14 protein-coding genes are annotated in these 18,747 nt (G+C 70.0%); 10 read left to right on the top strand and 4 right to left on the bottom strand.

Features of this window, described 5'->3' with window-relative positions; genetic code table 11:
• Window positions 1–83 precede the first annotated feature (83 nt).
• Window positions 84–584, bottom strand: a complete 501-nt coding sequence (locus tag ACFYO2_RS10935) for a MarR family winged helix-turn-helix transcriptional regulator (protein WP_388347577.1) — start codon at window positions 582–584, stop codon at window positions 84–86.
• A gap of 163 nt (window positions 585–747) precedes the next feature.
• On the opposite strand from ACFYO2_RS10935, the gene ilvA reads away from it, so the two are divergent.
• The 3 genes from ilvA (at window position 748) to ACFYO2_RS10920 (ending at window position 4,008) form a co-directional block, all read left to right on the top strand.
• On the top strand, window positions 748–1,977 hold the full coding sequence (ilvA, locus tag ACFYO2_RS10930) for a threonine ammonia-lyase (protein WP_388347061.1): 1,230 nt from the start codon (window positions 748–750) through the stop codon (window positions 1,975–1,977).
• Between the two features lie 166 nt (window positions 1,978–2,143).
• Window positions 2,144–3,166 carry an ATP-binding cassette domain-containing protein gene (locus tag ACFYO2_RS10925; protein ID WP_388347059.1) on the top strand — a complete coding sequence of 341 codons (1,023 nt, stop codon included), beginning with the start codon at window positions 2,144–2,146 and terminating at the stop codon, window positions 3,164–3,166.
• Window positions 3,163–4,008 (top strand): ABC transporter permease, encoded by an 846-nt coding sequence (locus tag ACFYO2_RS10920; RefSeq protein WP_388347057.1) that lies wholly within the window; start codon window positions 3,163–3,165, stop codon window positions 4,006–4,008. Before ACFYO2_RS10925 ends, ACFYO2_RS10920 begins: the two co-directional genes overlap by 4 nt.
• Window positions 4,009–4,099: 91 nt before the next feature.
• Here ACFYO2_RS10920 and greA read toward each other — a convergent pair whose 3' ends face one another.
• Window positions 4,100–4,600, bottom strand: coding sequence for a transcription elongation factor GreA (gene greA, locus ACFYO2_RS10915; protein WP_388347056.1), 501 nt, complete (start codon window positions 4,598–4,600; stop codon window positions 4,100–4,102).
• A gap of 167 nt (window positions 4,601–4,767) precedes the next feature.
• Window positions 4,768–5,166, bottom strand: coding sequence for a DUF4307 domain-containing protein (locus ACFYO2_RS10910; protein WP_388347054.1), 399 nt, complete (start codon window positions 5,164–5,166; stop codon window positions 4,768–4,770).
• Between the two features lie 212 nt (window positions 5,167–5,378).
• On the opposite strand from ACFYO2_RS10910, the gene mca reads away from it, so the two are divergent.
• Window positions 5,379–6,239 carry a mycothiol conjugate amidase Mca gene (mca, locus tag ACFYO2_RS10905; protein WP_388347575.1) on the top strand — a complete coding sequence of 287 codons (861 nt, stop codon included), beginning with the start codon at window positions 5,379–5,381 and terminating at the stop codon, window positions 6,237–6,239.
• The gene (locus tag ACFYO2_RS10900; protein ID WP_388347052.1) at window positions 6,232–6,492 is read left to right on the top strand and encodes a hypothetical protein; all 261 of its coding nucleotides are present in this window, start codon (window positions 6,232–6,234) and stop codon (window positions 6,490–6,492) included. Before mca ends, ACFYO2_RS10900 begins: the two co-directional genes overlap by 8 nt.
• Window positions 6,493–6,580: 88 nt before the next feature.
• Here ACFYO2_RS10900 and ACFYO2_RS10895 read toward each other — a convergent pair whose 3' ends face one another.
• Window positions 6,581–9,781, bottom strand: coding sequence for a tetratricopeptide repeat protein (locus ACFYO2_RS10895; RefSeq protein ID WP_388347050.1), 3,201 nt, complete (start codon window positions 9,779–9,781; stop codon window positions 6,581–6,583).
• Between the two features lie 200 nt (window positions 9,782–9,981).
• Here ACFYO2_RS10895 and ACFYO2_RS10890 point away from each other — a divergent pair, with 200 nt between their 5' ends.
• The 5 genes from ACFYO2_RS10890 (at window position 9,982) to ACFYO2_RS10870 (ending at window position 18,741) form a co-directional block, all read left to right on the top strand.
• The gene (locus ACFYO2_RS10890) at window positions 9,982–12,012 is read left to right on the top strand and encodes a thioredoxin domain-containing protein (RefSeq protein WP_388347048.1); all 2,031 of its coding nucleotides are present in this window, start codon (window positions 9,982–9,984) and stop codon (window positions 12,010–12,012) included.
• Between the two features lie 198 nt (window positions 12,013–12,210).
• Complete coding sequence (locus ACFYO2_RS10885; protein WP_388347046.1) at window positions 12,211–13,479, top strand: glycosyltransferase; 1,269 nt, start codon at window positions 12,211–12,213, stop codon at window positions 13,477–13,479.
• Window positions 13,476–15,125: an ArnT family glycosyltransferase gene (locus ACFYO2_RS10880; RefSeq protein ID WP_388347044.1), complete on the top strand. Its 1,650-nt coding sequence runs from the start codon at window positions 13,476–13,478 to the stop codon at window positions 15,123–15,125. The genes ACFYO2_RS10885 and ACFYO2_RS10880 overlap by 4 nt, the downstream gene beginning before the upstream one ends.
• On the top strand, window positions 15,122–16,324 hold the full coding sequence (locus ACFYO2_RS10875) for a glycosyltransferase (protein ID WP_388347042.1): 1,203 nt from the start codon (window positions 15,122–15,124) through the stop codon (window positions 16,322–16,324). The genes ACFYO2_RS10880 and ACFYO2_RS10875 overlap by 4 nt, the downstream gene beginning before the upstream one ends.
• Window positions 16,325–16,335: 11 nt before the next feature.
• On the top strand, window positions 16,336–18,741 hold the full coding sequence (locus ACFYO2_RS10870; RefSeq protein ID WP_388347573.1) for a galactose oxidase-like domain-containing protein: 2,406 nt from the start codon (window positions 16,336–16,338) through the stop codon (window positions 18,739–18,741).
• Window positions 18,742–18,747: the final 6 nt, after the last annotated feature.

Genomic DNA, 18,747 nt, shown 5'->3' with positions numbered 1-18,747 from the left:
AGGCCAGGCGCGGCCCGTTGGTCAAGAGCCGCGCACGGCCGAGAGCATCGCGCCGGTGGGCCCGGTGTGCCCCTGGTGGGCGCTCAGGAGGCCGACGGCCCGTCCGGTACGTCCTGGGTCGCCATCCGGGCGGAGAGGGCGGTGTTGAAGCGCGTGAGGAGCGTGCAGAACGTCTCGCGCTCCTCGGGCGCCCAGTCGTGTGTCAGCTCGGCCATCAACTGACGCCGGGACGAGCGCACTTCCTCCAGGCGGGACAGCCCGCGCGGGGACAACTGGAGCACCACCGCGCGCCCGTCCTCGGGGTGAGAGGTCCGCTTGACGAGCCCGGTGTCGACGAGTGGGGCCACCTGCCGGGTGACCGTCGAAGAGTCGATCCCCATGCTCGCGGCGAGCGCCTTGACGCCCATCGGGCCTTCCTTGTCGAGCCGGTTGAGCAGCAGGTACGCGGCGCGGTCCATGGAGTTGCGCACCTGCCCCACGCCGCCGAGCCGGGTCTGTTCGGCACGTCGGGCGAACACCGCCACCTCGTGCTGCAGCGTGTCGAGGAGACCGCTGTCACCGACGGTCGTCATGTCCATCGACATTTCAGGTGTTGTGGGCATGGCCGGGGGCTCACTTCGTGAAGGGGGTGCTGGATTGGGGGACAGGGTACGCGGCCCGGAGGCGGGCCGTACCGGGGCTGCGCAAACCGGTCTCGGAGGTTGGTCACAGCGGCGGTCCGCGCGTGTGAACTGCGAGACTTGAGTCATGAACTACCGTGAGGCCCCCTCCGTGCCGCCGGTGACGCTCGACGACGTGCGCGGCGCCCAGAAGATGCTCTCGGGCGTGGCGCGGGTGACCGCGATGGAGGGCAGCCGGCACCTGACCCAGCTGGTGGGCGCGCCGGTTCACTTCAAGTGCGAGAACCTCCAGCGGACGGGATCGTTCAAGCTGCGCGGCGCGTACGTCCGTATCGCCGGACTGCTGCCCGAGGAGCGGGCCGCCGGTGTGGTGGCCGCGAGCGCGGGCAACCACGCCCAGGGCGTGGCGCTGGCGTCGTCGCTGCTCGGCGTGCGGTCCACGGTGTTCATGCCGAAGGGCGCCCCGCTGCCGAAGATCAGCGCCACCAAGGAGTACGGCGCCGAGGTGCGCCTGCACGGGCAGGTGGTCGACGAGACGCTGGCCGCCGCGCAGGAGTACGCGGAGGCGACCGGCGCGGTGTTCATCCACCCGTTCGACCACCCTGACATTATCGCCGGTCAAGGCACGGTCGGCCTGGAGATCCTGGAGCAGTGCCCCGAGGTGCGCACGATCGTCGTGGGTATCGGCGGGGGCGGGCTCGCGGCCGGAGTCGCGATCGCGGTGAAGACGTTGCGGCCGGACGTGCGGATCGTGGGCGTGCAGGCGGCGGGCGCGGCCGCGTACCCGCCCTCGCTGGCGGCCGGGCGGCCGGTGGTGATCGACAACCCGGCGACGATGGCCGACGGCATCAAGGTCGGGCGGCCCGGCGATGTGCCGTTCGGGATCATCGGCGAGCTGGTGGACGAGGTGCGCACGGTGACGGAGGACGAGCTGTCCACCGGGCTGCTGCTGTGTCTGGAGCGGGCCAAGCTGGTCGTCGAGCCGGCCGGGGCGAGCCCGGTCGCCGCGCTGCTGAGCGACCCCGGTTCTTTCGAGGGGCCGGTCGTGGCGCTGCTGTCCGGCGGCAACGTCGACCCGCTGCTGATGCAGCGCGTCCTGACCCACGGTCTGGCCGCACAGGGCCGCTACCTGGCCGTACGCCTCCGGCTGACGGACCGTCCCGGCGCCCTCGCGACGCTTCTCGGGGTGTTGTCAGTGGTGGACGCTAACGTCCTCGATGTGGGCCACGTACGGACCGATCCTCGGCTCGGGCTCACGGAGGCGGAGGTCGAGCTGCATCTGGAGACCAAGGGTCCGGCGCACTGCGCCGAGGTCGGTCACGCCCTGCGCGACGCGGGCTACACGGTCATCGGCTGAGGTCGGACGACTCTTCGTCACCCGATCGGGTAAGTCCATTGAGGGACGCGATACATCGCGTTATGGTGTGTCTCGTGCCACTCGCTCGGCGCCGGTTCACCCACCCGGCGGAACAAGACGTACATCCTAGGCTTTACGAAGCTTCCTCAACGACGTGGAGACTCATATGCCAGGCGCCATCTACGCCGAAGGCCTGGTCAAAACCTTCGGCGACGTAAGGGCTCTGGACGGCGTCGACCTCGATGTCCCCGAGGGCACCGTGCTGGGCCTGCTCGGGCCGAACGGCGCGGGCAAGACGACCACCGTCCGCTGTCTGACGACCCTGCTGCGCCCCGACAGCGGCAAGGCGGTCGTCGCCGGCCTCGACGTACTGAAGCAGCCCAACGAGGTACGGCGCTCGATCGGCCTGTCCGGCCAGTTCGCCGCGGTCGACGAATACCTCACCGGCCGCGAGAACATCCAGATGGTCGGCCAGCTTTACCAGATGAAGGCCAAGGCCGCGAAGGCCCGGGCCGAGGAACTGCTGGAGCAGTTCCACCTCACGGACGCCGCCGACCGCCCCGCGAAGACCTACTCGGGCGGCATGCGCCGCCGACTCGACCTCGCCGCGGCGCTCGTCGTGTCCCCGCCCGTGATGTTCATGGACGAGCCGACCACCGGCCTCGACCCGCGCAACCGCCAGCAGCTGTGGGAGGTCATCAAACAGCTGGTCTCCGGCGGTACGACCCTGTTGCTGACCACCCAGTACCTCGAAGAGGCCGACCACCTCGCGCACGACATCGCGGTGGTCGACCAAGGCCGGGTCATCGCCCGCGGCACTTCCGACCAGCTCAAGGCCCGCACCGGCGGGGAGCGCGTCGAGGTCGTCGTGCACGAGCGCGAGCACATCCCGACCGCCCGCGAGGTGCTGGCCGGCTTCGGCAAGGGCGAGACCACCGTCGAGGAGCACACCCGCAAGCTCACCGTGCCCGTCACCGGCGGCGCGAAGCTCCTCGCCGAGGTCATCCGCGAACTGGACGTCCGGGGCATCGAGATAGACGACATCGGCCTGCGCCGCCCGACCCTCGACGACGTCTTCCTCTCCCTGACGGGCCATGTGGCGGAGGCCAAGGACGAGCAGAACGGCGCGGACACCAAGGACACCAAGGACGCCAAGGACCGCCGGCACAAGAAGGAGACCACCAAGTGAGTGCCGTCACCGACGCCGTGCGGATCACGGCGCCCACCAACCCCGTCACCCAGTCGATCCGCGACTCGCTGGTCGTCGCCAAACGCAATCTGATCCGGATGTCCCGCATCCCGGAGATGGTCATCTTCGGGCTCATCCAGCCGATCATGTTCGTGGTGCTGTTCAGCTACGTCTTCGGCGGATCGATGAACATCGGTGGCACCACCGAGCCCGATGTCTACCGCGAGTTCCTCATGGCGGGCATCTTCGCGCAGACGGTCACGTTCGCCACCGCGGGCGCCGGCGCGGGCATCGCCGACGACATGCACAAGGGGCTCATCGACCGGTTCCGCTCCCTGCCCATGGCGCGGGGCGCGGTGCTGACCGGGCGGACGCTCGCCGACCTGGTGCAGACCGCGCTCACCCTGTTCGTGCTGGCCGTCGTCGCCCTGCTGGTCGGATGGCGGACCCACACCAGCGTGGGTGAGGTCCTCGGCGCCTTCGGGCTGCTGCTCCTGGCGGGCTACGCGTTCACCTGGATCGGCGCGGTGATCGGCCTGTCCGTGCGCACGCCCGAGGCGGCCACCTCCGGCGGACTCATCTGGCTGTTCCCGGTGACGTTCATCTCGAACGCGTTCGTGGACTCCAGCCGGATGACGCCCTGGCTGCGGCACGTCGCCGACTGGAACCCTTTCAGCGCCACCGTCCAGGCCTGCCGCCAGCTCTTCGGCAACCCCGGGGTCTCGACCTCGGACGCCTGGCCGATGCAGCACCCCGTGTGGGCCTCGCTGCTCTACTCGGTCCTGATCATCGCCATCTTCAGGACCCTGGCAGTACGCAAGTACCGGTCCGCGACGGCCTGACACGACATGACGGGCGCCTGAGACGGCATGACGACACCCCCGGCGTCAGCAGGCGCCGGGGGCATGGCCAAGGACGTGCGGGGAAACCGGGTCAGCCGCTGTAGGGCTCGGCCTTGAGGATCGTCACCGAGGCCTTCTTGCCGTTCGGCAGTTCGTACTGCGCTTCCTCGCCGACCTTGTGGCCGATCACGCCGGATCCCAGCGGGGACTGGGGGGAGTACGTCTCGACGTCGGAGCTCGCGTACTCGCGCGAGGCCAGCAGGAAGGTCATCGTGTCGTCCTCGTCACCGTCGAAGGCGATCGTCACGACCATGCCGGGCGCCACCGCGCCGTCGGTGGAGGCCGGGGCCTCACCGACCTTGGCGTTGTCCAGGAGCTGGGTCAGCTGGCGCACGCGGAGCTCCTGCTTGCCCTGCTCCTCCTTGGCCGCGTGGTACCCGCCGTTCTCGCGCAGGTCCCCCTCCTCGCGCGCGGCCGCGATCTTGGCGGCGATCTCCGTGCGCGCAGGACCAGACAGGTACTCCAGCTCGGCCCTCAGCTGGTTGTACGCCTCCTGGGTCAGCCAGGTGACGTTCTCGCTGGTCTGGGTCACAGGTGCTCCTCGTAGGTACTGGGAATACAAAGCATCGCCCTACCCAGAAGAATGTTCCTTCACGGATGGGCGAAACCACGAGCCTAACAATTCAGCGGCCCAAGGGGGAGGACATAAGCCTCAGAATCCCGTCGTGGCAGGTCAGCGCCCGCGCATCGCGGTCGGCCTCAGTCGGCGTGGCAGCCGAGCAGCTCGGCCGTCGTGCCCGGCGACGTCGTGCGCAGTGTGACGACCTTGTCGATGCGGGTGGCGTCGCCGTCGAAGTGGAAGTCGGCACGGCCCACCTCGGCGCCGGTCTCCGCCTGGGAGCGCAGGGTGCAGTAGCCGCTCGCACCGGAGTCCTTGCGGACCTCCAGATGCACCTGCACCGCGTCCTTCCCGGGCTCGAACGTGATCACCTCGGCGCTGATCTTGTTCTGGCCGACGTAGTGGTACGCGAAGTAGCCGACGAGGGCGAGCAGCAGGGCGGCGAGGACGGCACCGGCGATCCTGAGCCTGTGGTCGGCGCGCTCGTCCGAGGAGCGGCCGTAACGGCCCTCGGGCAGTCGCGTGCTCGCCGTGCTCATGGTCATCCTCTCGGGCAGGGCTCCCGAAGTGTGGGCCCCGGAATTATTGGCCCTCCGATTCGGTCACTATAGAAGGCCCCGCCCGCCGCCCGACCCGCCACCCCTCAGGGACGTCCCTCAGCGACGTCCCTGAGGGACGACACCAATTGAATGCCCGTTCACACCGGGCGCCGACTTACAAGGATTGAGTCTTGACTGACCAGCTGCGACTGATGGCCGTGCACGCCCACCCCGACGACGAGTCGAGCAAGGGCGCGGCCACCATGGCGAAGTACGTGTCCGAGGGGGTGGACGTGCTCGTCGTGACCTGCACGGGCGGGGAGCGCGGCTCCATCCTCAATCCGAAGCTCCAGGGCGACAAGTACATCGAGGAGCACATCCACGAGGTACGCAAGAAGGAGATGGACGAGGCCCGCGAGATTCTCGGCGTCAAGCAGGAGTGGCTCGGTTTCGTCGACTCCGGCCTCCCCGAGGGCGACCCGCTGCCTCCGCTCCCCGAGGGCTGCTTCGCCCTGGAGGACGTCGACAAGGCGGCCGGCGAGCTGGTGAAGCAGATCCGCTCCTTCCGTCCCCAGGTGATCACCACCTACGACGAGAACGGCGGCTACCCGCACCCCGACCACATCATGACCCACAAGATCTCGATGGTGGCGTTCGAGGGCGCGGCGGACACCGAGAAGTACCCGGAGGAGGAGTTCGGACCGGCGTACCAGCCGCGGAAGCTCTACTACAACCAGGGCTTCAACCGCCCGCGCACCGAGGCGCTGCACAACGCGCTGCTGGAGCGCGGCATGGAGTCGCCGTACGGGGACTGGCTCAAGCGCTGGGACGAGTTCCAGCGTGACGAGCGGATCCTGACCACGCACGTCCCGTGTGCCGACTTCTACGAGATCCGCGACAAGGCACTGATCGCGCACGCCACGCAGATCGACCCCGACGGCGGCTGGTTCCGCGTCCCGATGGAGATCCAGAAGGAGGTCTGGCCGACGGAGGAGTACGAGCTCGCGAAGTCTCTCGTCGATACCTCCCTCCCCGAGGACGACCTCTTTGCGGGCATCCGCGACAATGCCTGACATGAGCGCAAGCACAAGCCTGGCAATGACACACCTCGTCACCTTCGCCAAGGAGGTCGACGAGGACAAGGTCACCCCCGGCGTCCTCGGCTTCATCGTCTTCGCGGCGATGGCCCTGGCGGTGTGGGCCCTGATGAAGTCGATGAGCAAGCACATGGGCAAGGTCGACTTCAAGGAGACCCCGGACGCGCGGGCGAAGGCGGGGACAGAGTCCGAGGACACCTCCGCCGGGCCCGGGGCGAAGCAGGGCTGACGGTCCGCCCACCGGTCTCCGGCGGGCGGACCCCTTCCCGTAGTGCGTGTCGCGCAGCGGCCCGGAGACCGCGCCGGCGGGGCGTCGCTCAGGCCCCTGCCCCCACCGCGACCCCCATCACCTCGCGGGCATGCCTCCCCGGCACCATTCCCAGCCGCCAGGCCTGCCAGCCCGCCTCCAGGTTCACCCCGCGCTCGAGCAGCAGCTGATACGCCTCCACGTAGTCGTCCAGCTTCTCGTCCCGGGCCGGATGCCCCGCCCGCCCCAGCTGCGCCAGCTCCTCCTGTGCCACGGCCGTACCGACGTCCACGCCACCCGGGGCGGCGTACGGCAGCAGCGTGCAGCGCAGGAAGCGGGCCCAGTCCTCGCCCCGCCGGTCCCCGTACGAGGTGAACAGCGCCACCGCCTCGTCGCACAGGGCGAGGGCCTGGGGGGTGCGGGCGTTGCCGGCGTCCACGACCGCGAGCTCCAGGCACGTCCACGCCTCCCCGTGGGCGACGCCGATGCGCTGGAAGTCGGCGCGGGCGTCGACCAGGAGCTGGCGGGCGAAGCCGGAGTTCCGCAGCGACCCGGTCTGCGCCGCCCTTTGGTCGCGGGTCACGCGTGCCGAGTGGTGGCGGGCGCAGGCCAGGCCGTAGACGTCGCGGATGCGGGAGAACATCGTGCGGGAACGCTCGAGTTCGCGGACCGACAGGTCCAGGTTGCCGGTCTCCTCCAGGGCCTGGCCGAGGTAGTACACCGTCCACGCCTCGCCGCGCGCGTCCTCGTTGTCGCGGTGCCGGGACGCCGCCTGGCGCAGCCCGTCGACCGCCGCCGACGCGTCACCGGCGACCAGGCGGGCGCGGGCCAGCTGGGTCAGGGCCCAGGCCTCGCCGCGGGCGTCGCGGGTACGGCCGTACAGGTCGAGGGCCGTGCGCAGCTCCTGCTCGGCGCGCGGTACGTCGCCCATGCGCAGGCCCAGTTGGCCGAGCTGGAAGTGGGCCCAGGCCTCGCCGTGGACCGACTCGCCGGCGCGGTGCAGGAGAAGGGACTGGGTCAGCAGGTCCATGGCCTCGGCCAGTCTGGAGCGGTCGCGTTCGACCGCGGCCAGCGCGTGCATCGTCCAGGCGCGGTCGGTGGCCAGTTCGGGGGCCGACTGCAGGTCGAGGGCCTCGCGCAGCTTCGACGCCGCCTCCGTGAGATTCCCCTGGTGGTGGAGCGTGATGCCCAGCGAGCACAGGGCCCGGGCCGCGCCCGCGTCGTGGTGGGCCTCCATATAGAGGTCCACCACCGAGGTCAGCGTCGTGCGCGCCTTGTCCAGCTCACCCAGCTGCCGCGCCGCGATGCCCGTGCGCCACTGCACCGAGCGGACGAGCAGGCCCTGGTCGACCGCCTGCGCCAGCTCGCTGATCTCGCCCAGGCGGTACAGGTCGCCGCGCAGCAGGCAGTAGTCGCACAGGGCGCCCAGCAGGTTCAGCACGGCGCCCTGGTTCACGCCCTCCGCCTGCCTGAGTGCCGCCGTGATGAAGCTCGACTCGTCGTCGAGCCAGCGCAGAGCCTCGTCGAGGGAGTGGAAGCCGTGCGGGCTGAAGCGGTCGGAGCGGGTCGACATGTTGCCGTCGACCAGGCGCAGCACCGAGTCCGCGAGGTCGGCGTAGTTCACGATCAGGCGTTCCTGTGCCGCCGTGCGCTCGGAGGGTTCCTCCTCGTCCAGGAGGCGGGCGTGGGCGAAGGCGCGGACCACGTCGTGCAGTCGGTAGCGGCTGCCGCGGACGTGGTCGATGAGGCCCGCCCGGGCCAGTGCGACCAGGTGGCGGGTGGCCTCCGTCTCGTCCGTGGCCAGCAGTGCGGCGGCCGCGGCGGCGCCGAGGGAGGCGCGGCCGGCCAGGGCGAGGCGGCGCAGCAGCCGGCGGGCGGTGTCGCTCTGGTCGGTGTAGCGCAGCCACAGGACTCTCTCGGCGGGCTCGACCGGGCCGTAGGCGGCGAGGTCCGTGGCCAGTTGGCGGGCCGAGCGGGGGCCGAGCGAGGAGCCCGCGATGCGCAGGGCGAGGGGCAGGCCGCCGCACAACTGGCTGATCCGGTCGGCGGATTCGGCGTCGTAGGGACCGGTGGTGTCCTGTGCGGCCGAGCCCAGCAGCTCCTCCGAACCGGCGGGGTCCAGGGTCTCGACGGGCAGCTCGTGCACCCAGGCGGCCAGGTCGGCGGGCAGGTCGAGCGGCTCGCGGGCGGTGACCAGGACCAGGCTGTCGGAGCGCTCGGGAACGAGGGTGCGCACCTGCTCGGGGTCCGAGGCGTCGTCCAGGACGATCGTGACGGGCAGGCCGGTCAGATGCTGGTGGTACAGCTCGCTCAGCCGCTTGACCTGCTGGTCCGCGGAGGAACGCTCACGGAAGAGCAGCTGTTCGCGGGGTGCGCCGAGACGGTTCAGGAGGTGCAGCAGCGCGTCGCGGGTGGACAGCGGCTGCTCGTCCGCGGTGTCGCCGCGCAGGTCCACGACGCACGCGCCGCGGAAGTAGTCCTTCAGGTCGTGGGCGGCGCGCACCGCGAGTGTCGTACGACCGCTGCCGGGCGCCCCGTGCAGGACGACGACCGTCGGCCGGGTCTCGGTGCTCGCACGGGCCGCCTGCACCCACTGCCGGATCCGCGCCATCTCCTGACGGCGGCCCGCGAAGGAGCCCGCCGGCTCGGGAAGTTGACCGAACGACTGCTCCAGCACGTTCCGTCCGCGGGCCGCCGCGCTCTTGTCGGTGCCCTTCAGCCGCGGACCCGTCCGCTTCGGTCCGGTCGAGGCGTTCCGTACCCGCTGCTGGTCGAGGTAGGGGCGGATGCCGCGTACTTCGAGGGCCGTCAGCCACTGCAACCGCAGCTGTTCGGGGCCGCCGGGCTGGCTGATCGCGCCCGCGCGGTGGTGTGCGGCGGGCAGATGCGAACCGGCCACCTTCACCACCGTCGCCGCGGCGCCCACCACCCCCACGGTCACCCCGGCGGCCAGCGCCGTGTTCGCGCCGGTGCGGAGGGCCAGGTCGGCGACGGTGGCCGCGACCGCGGCGACGCCCGCCACCAGCAACGGAGTTCCGCCGCCCTCGCGCGCGTAGCGCTGCCCGAAGGTGAGCCGGCCGGCCTCCGACTCCTCCAGGGCGCGGGTGTACGCCTCGTACTCCTCGGCGGCCGTCTGCGCCATCGAGTCCAACGCCGCACGGGCCCGCGACAGCAGCACGGCCCCGTCGGTACGCCCGCCCGACCGGCGTACCTCCTCCTCCACGGCCCGCGCCAGCAACCGCTCGGCCTCCGCGCGATGACTGTCCCGCATGTCATGTCCCCCTCCGCGGCAACGACTCTTACTCCGTGGTTCCTTGGTCGTTCCTTGGTCAAGTGTGCTGCGGACGGGGCCTCGGGGCGAGAGGGCGACGGGCTTCGATCGCCTTGTCGAACGCGCCGGGAAAACTCGGCATCACCCTCCGGGAGACGCCTGCCGCCGGACAGACCGGGTACTGCGGCAGGATGGACACCATGCCGAACCGACTGGCCCATGAGACGTCCCCCTACCTCCTCCAGCACGCCGAGAACCCCGTCGACTGGTGGCCGTGGTCGGCGGAGGCCTTCGAGGAGGCGCGCAAGCGGGGCGTGCCCGTGCTGCTCAGCGTCGGTTATTCGAGCTGCCACTGGTGCCATGTGATGGCGCACGAGTCGTTCGAGGACCAGGAGACCGCCGACTACCTCAACGCCCATTTCGTCAGCGTCAAGGTCGACCGCGAGGAGCGTCCCGACGTGGACGCCGTCTACATGGAGGCCGTGCAGGCCGCGACCGGGCAGGGCGGCTGGCCCATGACGGTGTTCCTGACGCCGGACGCCGAGCCCTTCTACTTCGGAACCTACTTCCCGCCCGCCCCCCGCCAGGGCATGCCCTCCTTCCGGCAGGTCCTGGAGGGCGTGCACAGCGCCTGGACCGACCGGCGGGACGAGGTCGCCGAGGTCGCCGGGAAGATCGTGCGGGACCTGGCGGGTCGCGAGATCTCCTACGGCGACAGCCAGGCACCCGGCGAGGAGCAGCTGGCCGCGGCGCTGCTCGGGCTGACCCGGGAGTACGACCCGCAGCGCGGCGGGTTCGGCGGGGCGCCCAAGTTCCCCGCGTCCATGGTGATCGAGTTCCTGTTGCGCCACCATGCGCGGACGGGGGCCGAGGGCGCCCTGCAGATGGCCCAGGGCACCTGTGAGCGCATGGCCCGCGGCGGCATCTACGACCAGCTCGGCGGCGGGTTCGCCCGCTACTCCGTCGACCGCGACTGGATCGTGCCGCACTTCGAGAAGATGCTGTACGACAACGCGTTGCTGTGCCGCGTCTACGCGCACCTCTGGCGCTCCACCGGCTCCGAGCTCGCCCGCCGGGTCGCCCTGGAGACCGCCGACTTCATGGTGCGGGAACTGCGGACGAACGAGGGCGGGTTCTCCTCCGCGCTCGACGCCGACAGCGACGACGGGACCGGGAAGCATGTCGAGGGCGTCTACTACGTGTGGACGCCCGGGCAGCTCCGCGAGGTGCTCGGGGACGAGGACGCCGAGCTGGCCGCCCAGTACTTCGGCGTCACCGAGGAGGGGACGTTCGAGCACGGCTCCTCCGTCCTCCAACTCCCGCAGCAGGACGTGGTCTTCGACGCCGACCGCATCGCTTCCATCCGCGAGCGCCTTCTTCACAAGCGGAACGACCGCCCCGCACCCGGCCGCGACGACAAGGTCGTCGCCGCCTGGAACGGGCTGGCGATCGCCGCGCTCGCCGAGACCGGCGCCTACTTCGACCGTCCCGACCTGGTCGAGGCCGCGCTGGGAGCCGCCGACCTCCTCGTACGGCTGCATCTGGACGAGCATGCCCGCCTCGCCCGCACCAGCAAGGACGGGCAGGTCGGCGCGAACGCCGGGGTGCTGGAGGACTACGCCGACGTGGCGGAGGGCTTCCTCGCGCTGGCCTCCGTGACCGGCGAGGGCGTGTGGCTCGAGTTCGCCGGGTTCCTCCTCGACCACGTCCTCACGCGGTTCACCGACGACTCCGGCAGCCTCTACGACACCGCCGCCGACGCCGAGAAGCTGATCCGCCGGCCTCAGGACCCCACCGACAACGCCACCCCGTCCGGCTGGACCGCCGCCGCCGGCGCCCTGCTGAGCTACGCCGCCCAGACCGGCGCCGCACCCCACCGCACCGCCGCCGAGAAGGCACTCGGCGTCGTCAAGGCCCTGGGCCCGCGCGTCCCCCGCTTCATCGGCTGGGGGCTGGCCGTCGCCGAGGCGCTGCTCGACGGGCCGCGCGAGGTGGCGATCGTGGGTTCGAGCCTGGACGACGAAGGCACAAGGACCCTGCACCGTACGGCACTTCTCGGTACCGCCCCCGGCGCGGTCGTCGCCGTCGGCACCCCCGGAAGTGACGAGCTGCCTCTCCTCGCGGACCGGCCGCTGGTCAACGGTGAACCGACCGCGTATGTCTGCCGTAACTTCACCTGTGACGCTCCGACGACCGATCCCGAACGGTTGCGTACGACGCTGAGCGGCTGAAACGGAAGAGGAATACATGCTTCCGTCACCCGAACGTGACCATGTGCTCGGATACGTCCCGGAAGTCACCGCACCGTTCCGAAACACGTTATTTATCAGGGGAGTTCCTGGGCTTCACAGTTCCCACCTAAATTCTGCACAGTGACGTGGCGGAGGGGACATTCCGTCGCGACGGGGTTTGGGATCTGGGGGGATCTGTTGCTGACGTCTGTACTCATCGCTGCCATTTCGCTGGCCTTGTTCTGGATGGCGGCCTTCACCCTGTGGTGGCAGATGCACGCGTGGCGTACGCCCGAAGTGCTCGCCTCCACCCGCTTCGACAGACCGGACGGCGGGGAGAGCCTGTCGTTCTCGCTGCTGGTTCCGGCCCGGCACGAGCAGGCCGTGCTCGACCACACCATCCAGCGGCTGCTGGAGTCGAGCCACACCGACTTCGAGATCATCATCATCGTCGGCCACGACGATCCGGAGACCACGGCGGTCGCCTGCGACGCCGCGGAGCGCGACCCGCGCGTGCGGGTCGTCGTCGACACCCATGCGAAGAAGAACAAGCCGAAGGCCATGAACACGGCGCTGCCGCACTGCCGCGGCGACGTCGTCGGAGTCTTCGACGCCGAGGACCAGGTCCACCCGGAGCTGCTCGCCCACGTCGACCACGCGTTCCGGACGACGAAGGCGGACGTTGTGCAGGGCGGCGTCCAGCTGATCAACTTCCACTCCAGCTGGTACAGCCTGCGCAACTGCCTGGAGTACTTCTTCTGGTTCCGCTCCCGGCTGCACCTGCACGCGCAGAAAGGGTTCATCCCGCTAGGCGGCAACACCGTCTTCGTACGGACCGACGTCCTCAGGGAAGCCGACGGCTGGGACCCCGACTGTCTCGCCGAGGACTGCGACCTGGGCGTGCGCCTGTCCAGCGTCGGCAAGAAGGTCGTCGTCGCCTACGACTCCGACATGGTGACCAAGGAGGAGACCCCCGGTTCGCTGATGTCGCTGCTCAAGCAGCGCACCCGCTGGAACCAGGGCTTCCTCCAGGTGTACCGGAAGAAGGACTGGAAGCAACTGCCGGGATTCGGGCAGCGGATGCTCGCCCGCTACACCCTCATGACGCCGTTCATGCAGGCGTTCACCGGCGTCATCATCCCGCTCAACGTGGCCATCGCGCTCTTCCTCGACGTGCCCGTGAGCATCGCCTTCGTCACCTTCCTCCCCGCCGTGACCGCCCTGGTCACCTTCGTCTTCGAGCTCGTCGGACTGCACGACTTCGGCAAGCAGTACGGGCTCCGCGTCCGCTTCGTCCACTACCTCAAGCTCGTCGTGGGCGGCCCCTTCTACCAGGTGCTCCTCGCCGGGGCCGCGGTCCGCGCCGTCTGGCGTGAGCATCGCGGCCGTAACGACTGGGAGTTGACCACTCATGTCGGCGCGCATCTCACACCGTCCGAAGTGACCCGAGAGGACGTCCCTGCGTGACCTCCACCCTTTCCGCGGTGACCGCTCCCCAGGTCCCCGCGCAGCGGCAGCCTGTGCCTGAAACCGGTTCGGCCGGTCGAACAACCCCGCCCGGCCGACTCCGCTCCTCCCGCGCCGACCTCCTGCTCTGCGGTCTCCTCCTGGTGGCGATCCTCGTCGTGCAGGGCTGGAACATCGCCGACTACCCGACGCTCAGCGACGACGAGGGCACCTACCTCGCCCAGGCCTGGGCGGTCCAGGAGGGCAAGGGCCTCGCCCACTACACCTACTGGTACGACCACCCGCCGCTCGGCTGGATCCAGATGGCCCTGCTGACCTGGATACCGTCGATGATCAGCCCCGGGTCGATGACGGTCGGCTCGATGCGCGCGACGATGCTGGTGATCAGCGGCATCAGCGCGGTGCTGGTCTACGTCCTCGGCCGGCGCCTGTCCCTGCCCCGCTGGGCCGCCGCACTCGGCATGGTCCTCTTCGGGCTCTCGCCGCTCTCCGTCGTCCTGCAGCGGGAGATCTTCCTCGACAACCTCGCGGTGATGTGGACGCTCGTGGCGTTCACCCTCGCCGCCTCCCCGAGCCGCCACCTCTGGCACCACTTCGGGGCCGGCATCGCGGCCGCCACGGCCGTCCTCACCAAGGAGACGATGCTCGTCATCCTGCCGGCGCTGCTGCTCACCATGTGGCGGCACAGTCACCGCGACACCCGGAAGTTCGCGCTCACCGGCGCCATCACGGCCTGCACGCTGATCGGCTTCTCGTACCCCCTCTTCGCCCTCCTCAAGGGCGAGCTGCTGCCCGGCGGCGGGCACGTCTCCCTCTGGGACGGCGTCACCTACCAGATGACCCGGCCGGGTTCGGGCTTCATCCTCGACCAGGGCTCCGGCTCGCACGGCGTCTTCCAGTCGTGGCTCTACTACGACCGGGTCCTGCCCCTCGGCGGCCTCGCCGGCGCCCTCCTGCTGCTGGCCACCTGGCGCTGGTCGGTCACCGCCCGCGCCCTGGCCGGACCCGCCCTGACGGTGGCGATACTCGCCGCCCTGGCCCTGCGGCCCAACGGCTACCTGCCCGCCATGTACGTCATCCAGGCGCTGCCCTTCCTCGCCCTCGTCCTCGCCGGAGGCACCGCCTCCGTCACCCACGCGGTGCTGCGCAGGTGGCGGCGCCCCGACGAGCGGCAGTGGAAGACGGGCGGACGGTACGCCCTCGCCGCGGTCCTCGCCGTCGCCGCCGGCGCCTACGTCGTACCGCGCTGGTACGACGGTGACCACACCGCCGTCACCGCCAACGCCAACGCGCCCTACCAGGCCGCCTCGAAGTGGCTGAGCACCGAGGTGGAGGACCCCGAGGACACCCGGGTCCTCGTCGACGACGCGATGTGGCTGGACCTGGTGCACGCCGGGTACCGGCCCGGGCTCGGCGTCATCTGGTTCTACAAGGCAGACCTCGACCCGGCGGTGACCAAGACCATGCCGGGTGGCTGGAAGGACATCGACTACGTCGTGGCCTCCCCGACGGTACGGCGGGACGCGGTCGACCTGCCCAACGTCAAGGCCGCCATCCAGCACTCGACGCCGGTCGCCGTCTTCGGCACCGGCGAGGACCGGATCGAGATCCGGCACATCCAGGACACCTCCGGAGGCGCACGATGACGCAGGAGTACACCGCCCCCGGTGAGTTGGGGGATCCCGCCGTACGGGCCGCGGAGGTGCCCGAGCCGGGTGCCGTCACCATCGTCGTCCCGACCTTCAACGAGTCCGCCAACATCCGCGAACTGCTGCACCAGATCACCGAGTCGGTGCCGTCCCGGCTGCCCTGCGAGGTCGTCTTCGTGGACGACTCCACCGACGACACCCCCGAGGTCATCCACGAGGCCGCGAAGGACTGCCCCTTCCCGGTGACCGTCCTGCACCGGGAGGAGCCGGTCGGCGGGCTGGGCGGCGCGGTCGTCGAGGGCATCAAGGCGGCCGGCTCGGGCTGGATCGTCGTCATGGACGGCGACTGCCAGCATCCGCCGTCCCTGATACCGGAGCTGGTGGCCACCGGCGAGCGGGCGAACGCCGGTCTCGTCGTCGCCTCCCGGTACATCAAGGGCGGCAGCCGCGCCGGACTCGCGGGCAACTACCGGGTCGCCGTCTCGCGCGCCGCGACCTGGCTGACCAAGTCACTCTTCCCGCGCAGGCTGCGCGGCATCAGCGACCCGATGAGCGGGTTCTTCGCCATCCGGCGCAGCGCGGTCACCGCCGACGTGCTCCAGCCGCTCGGCTACAAGATCCTCCTCGAACTGGCCGTCCGCAGCCGTCCGCGCGGGGTGAGCGAGGTCCCGTTCGTCTTCCAGGAACGGTTCGCCGGGGAGTCCAAGTCGAGTGCCCAGGAGGGCCTGCGTTTCCTGCGCCACCTGGTCGGCCTGCGCTCCGCCTCGCCGGTCGCCCGCATGGTCGGCTTCGGCCTGATCGGCGCTACGGGATTCGTGCCGAACCTGTTCGGCCTGTGGGCGCTGACCGCGGTCGGCATGCACTACCTGGCGGCGGAGGTCCTCGCCAACCAGCTCGGCGTCGCCTGGAACTTCGTGCTCATCGAGCACCTGCTGTTCCGCGACCGCCGCCGGCACCGGCAGTGGTGGGACCGCGTCGGCAGGTTCGCGCTGCTCGCCAACGCCGATCTGGTGCTGCGGATCCCGCTGATCGCCTTCTTCGTCCACCGCTTTGACATGAGCGCGCTGTCCGCGACCGCGCTCGCCCTGGTGACGACCTTCGTCCTGCGCTTCCTGGGGACCGAAGCGCTGGTCTATCTGCCGCGAAGGGGCCGCGGGGGCCTCGACAGCGGAACTACCGCAAGGAGAGCCGCGTGAACAGACGTGTACTGACCAGATATCGAAGAAGAACCGCCCTAGTCGGGGTCGGCGCGCTCACCGCCGGCCTGCTCCTCACGTCACCGCAGACTGCCTCCGCCGCCAACCTGGTCAAGAACGCCGGCTTCGAGACCGCCGGCAGCGGTGACATGCCGTACTGCTGGGAGAAGTCCGGCTGGGGCGACAACGACTTCACCTTCACCACCACCTCCGACGCCCACTCCGGCTCCAAGGCCATGAAGGTCGCGCTCACGCGCCGCGTCAACGGTGACCGCAAGGCGCTGATCACCGAGACCGCCGAATGCGCGCCGACGGTGACCGCGGGCAAGCAGTACGACCTCGGGCTCTGGTACAAGTCGACCACCCCGGACACGTCGCTGACGCTCTTCCGGCACGACGCGACCGCGGGCTGGCAGTACTGGACCGACCTGAAGACGCTGGAGATGTCCTCCACGTGGTCCCAGGCCGCGGTGCGCACCCCGGCGGTTCCCGTCGGCACCGACCGCATCACCTGGGGCGTCTCCGTCTACGGCACGGGCTCGGTCACCACCGACGACTACACGATGGACCAGGTCGCCGACCCGGTCCCGCCCGCCGCCTGCACGAGCACGGCCGAGGAGTGCGCCAACGGCAAGTGGACGGTGCTGCCCACGCAGAACCCCGTCCGCTCCATGCACTCCGTGGTCCTCAACAACGGCAAGGTGCTGTTGATCGCGGGCTCCGGCAACAGCGAGGAGCAGTTCAACGCGGGCACGTTCACCTCGGCGGTGTACGACCCGGTCAATGGCACGTACAAGGTCATCCCCACTCCGAAGGACATGTTCTGCTCCGGGCACGTCCAGCTCCAGGACGGGCGTGTGCTGGTGATGAGCGGCAACAAGGCGTACCCGGTCCCGGGCGGGCACGGCTACGAGGGCTTCAAGGACTCGTACATCTTCGACCCGGTCACCGAGACGTACGGCAAGACCAACGACATGAACGACGGCCACTGGTACCCGTCGGCGACCGAGCTCGGCAACGGTGACGTCATCTCCTTCGGCGGGCTGAAAGAGGACTCGACCGGCTCGGTGACCGCCGAGTACTGGTCGGACGCCGAGCAGCAGTGGCAGCCGCTGTGGAAGGTCAACCAGACCTGGTCGTACTGGGGTCTGTACCCGTCGATGGTCCTGATGCAGGACGGCCGCCTCTTCTACACGGGCAGCCATGTCTTCGGCAACAACATCCCGGGCACGGGTTCGGCGATCTACGACTACAACGCCAACACGGTCACGTCCGTCCCCGGCCTGCAGAAGAAGGACGAGCGCGACCAGTCGGCGAGCGTGCTGCTGCCTCCGGCGCAGGACCAGAAGGTCCTCACCCTAGGCGGCGGCAACATCGACTCCAACCCGGACGGCAACCGCCTGACGGACATCATCGACCTCAAGGCCGCGAACCCGTCGTACGTCGCCGGGCCCCCGCTGCCGCAGGGCACCGTCGACCTCGGCAACGGCAAGGTGGCCGAGACCGGCAACCAGGGCAAGATGTACGTCTCCGCCGTACTGCTGCCTGACGGCAAGGTGCTGGAGACCGGCGGCGCGCTGCACAACCGGGCCGACCCGGTCTTCGAGTCGTCCATCTACGACCCCGGGACCAACACCTTCGACCCGGTGGCCGCCGACCCCCAGGCACGCGGGTACCACTCGTCGTCGTTCCTGCTGCCCGACGGCCGGGTGATGTCGACCGGCGACAACCCGGGCAACGGCACCTGGAACCACAACGTGTCGATCTACACCCCGCCCTATCTGCTCAAGGGCACGCGCCCGTCGATCACTTCGGTGATCGACACCGAGTGGAACTACGGCGACACCCAGCGGATCACTGTCGACCGGCCCATCGCCAAGGCGGAGCTGATCCGTCCGGCCGCGGTCACCCACTCCTCGGACCCCAACCAGCGGTTCGTGGATCTGCCGCTGTCGGTGGACGGCAACAACGTCGACCTGAACGTGACGAGCAACCCCAACCTGGCCCCGCCCGGCTGGTACATGCTCTTCGCGGTCGACGCCAACGGCGTGCCGTCGGTGGCCAAGTGGGTGCACCTCCAGGGTCCGGCGGCGCTCAGCGCCACCTCCGCCTCGGCGCACATCCACTCCTTCGCCGACTCGCTCGAGGGCGCCGTCACCGAGCCCGGCACGAAGAAGACCTCGCAGAAGGTCAGCCCGGCCATCTCCGGCTGCGACCGGCACTACGGCTCGATCAACGTCTGTGTGCCGACCGTGTTCCCGGACCAGGTCAAGAAGACGACGGCCGCCCGCTGCGGCTGGCTGAAGGCGAACCACTACGGCCGCCTGAAGGTCAACGGCAAGGACGACCCGCTCAGGCTCGACCGCAACAAGGACGGGATCGCCTGCGGAAAGGGTGACGTGAAGAAGAAGAGCTAGCGGTCA

Source organism: Streptomyces sp. NPDC006602, assembly GCF_042870385.1.
In the GTDB taxonomy this organism is placed as follows: Bacteria; Actinomycetota; Actinomycetes; order Streptomycetales; family Streptomycetaceae; genus Streptomyces.
Note: the sequence above shows the minus strand (reverse complement) of the source record. Positions and strands in the feature narration are given on the sequence as shown.

Excerpts from the sequence above, each read along its gene's own strand:
- ACFYO2_RS10935 (WP_388347577.1), bottom strand. The coding sequence starts at position 584 with ATGTCGATGGACATGACGACCGTCGGTGACAGCGGTCTCCTCGACACG.
- ilvA (WP_388347061.1), top strand. The coding sequence starts at position 748 with ATGAACTACCGTGAGGCCCCCTCCGTGCCGCCGGTGACGCTCGACGAC.
- ACFYO2_RS10925 (WP_388347059.1), top strand. The coding sequence starts at position 2,144 with ATGCCAGGCGCCATCTACGCCGAAGGCCTGGTCAAAACCTTCGGCGAC.
- ACFYO2_RS10910 (WP_388347054.1), bottom strand. The coding sequence starts at position 5,166 with ATGAGCACGGCGAGCACGCGACTGCCCGAGGGCCGTTACGGCCGCTCC.
- mca (WP_388347575.1), top strand. The coding sequence starts at position 5,379 with ATGGCCGTGCACGCCCACCCCGACGACGAGTCGAGCAAGGGCGCGGCC.
- ACFYO2_RS10900 (WP_388347052.1), top strand. The coding sequence starts at position 6,232 with ATGCCTGACATGAGCGCAAGCACAAGCCTGGCAATGACACACCTCGTC.
- ACFYO2_RS10895 (WP_388347050.1), bottom strand. The coding sequence starts at position 9,781 with ATGCGGGACAGTCATCGCGCGGAGGCCGAGCGGTTGCTGGCGCGGGCC.
- ACFYO2_RS10890 (WP_388347048.1), top strand. The coding sequence starts at position 9,982 with ATGCCGAACCGACTGGCCCATGAGACGTCCCCCTACCTCCTCCAGCAC.
- ACFYO2_RS10875 (WP_388347042.1), top strand. The coding sequence starts at position 15,122 with ATGACGCAGGAGTACACCGCCCCCGGTGAGTTGGGGGATCCCGCCGTA.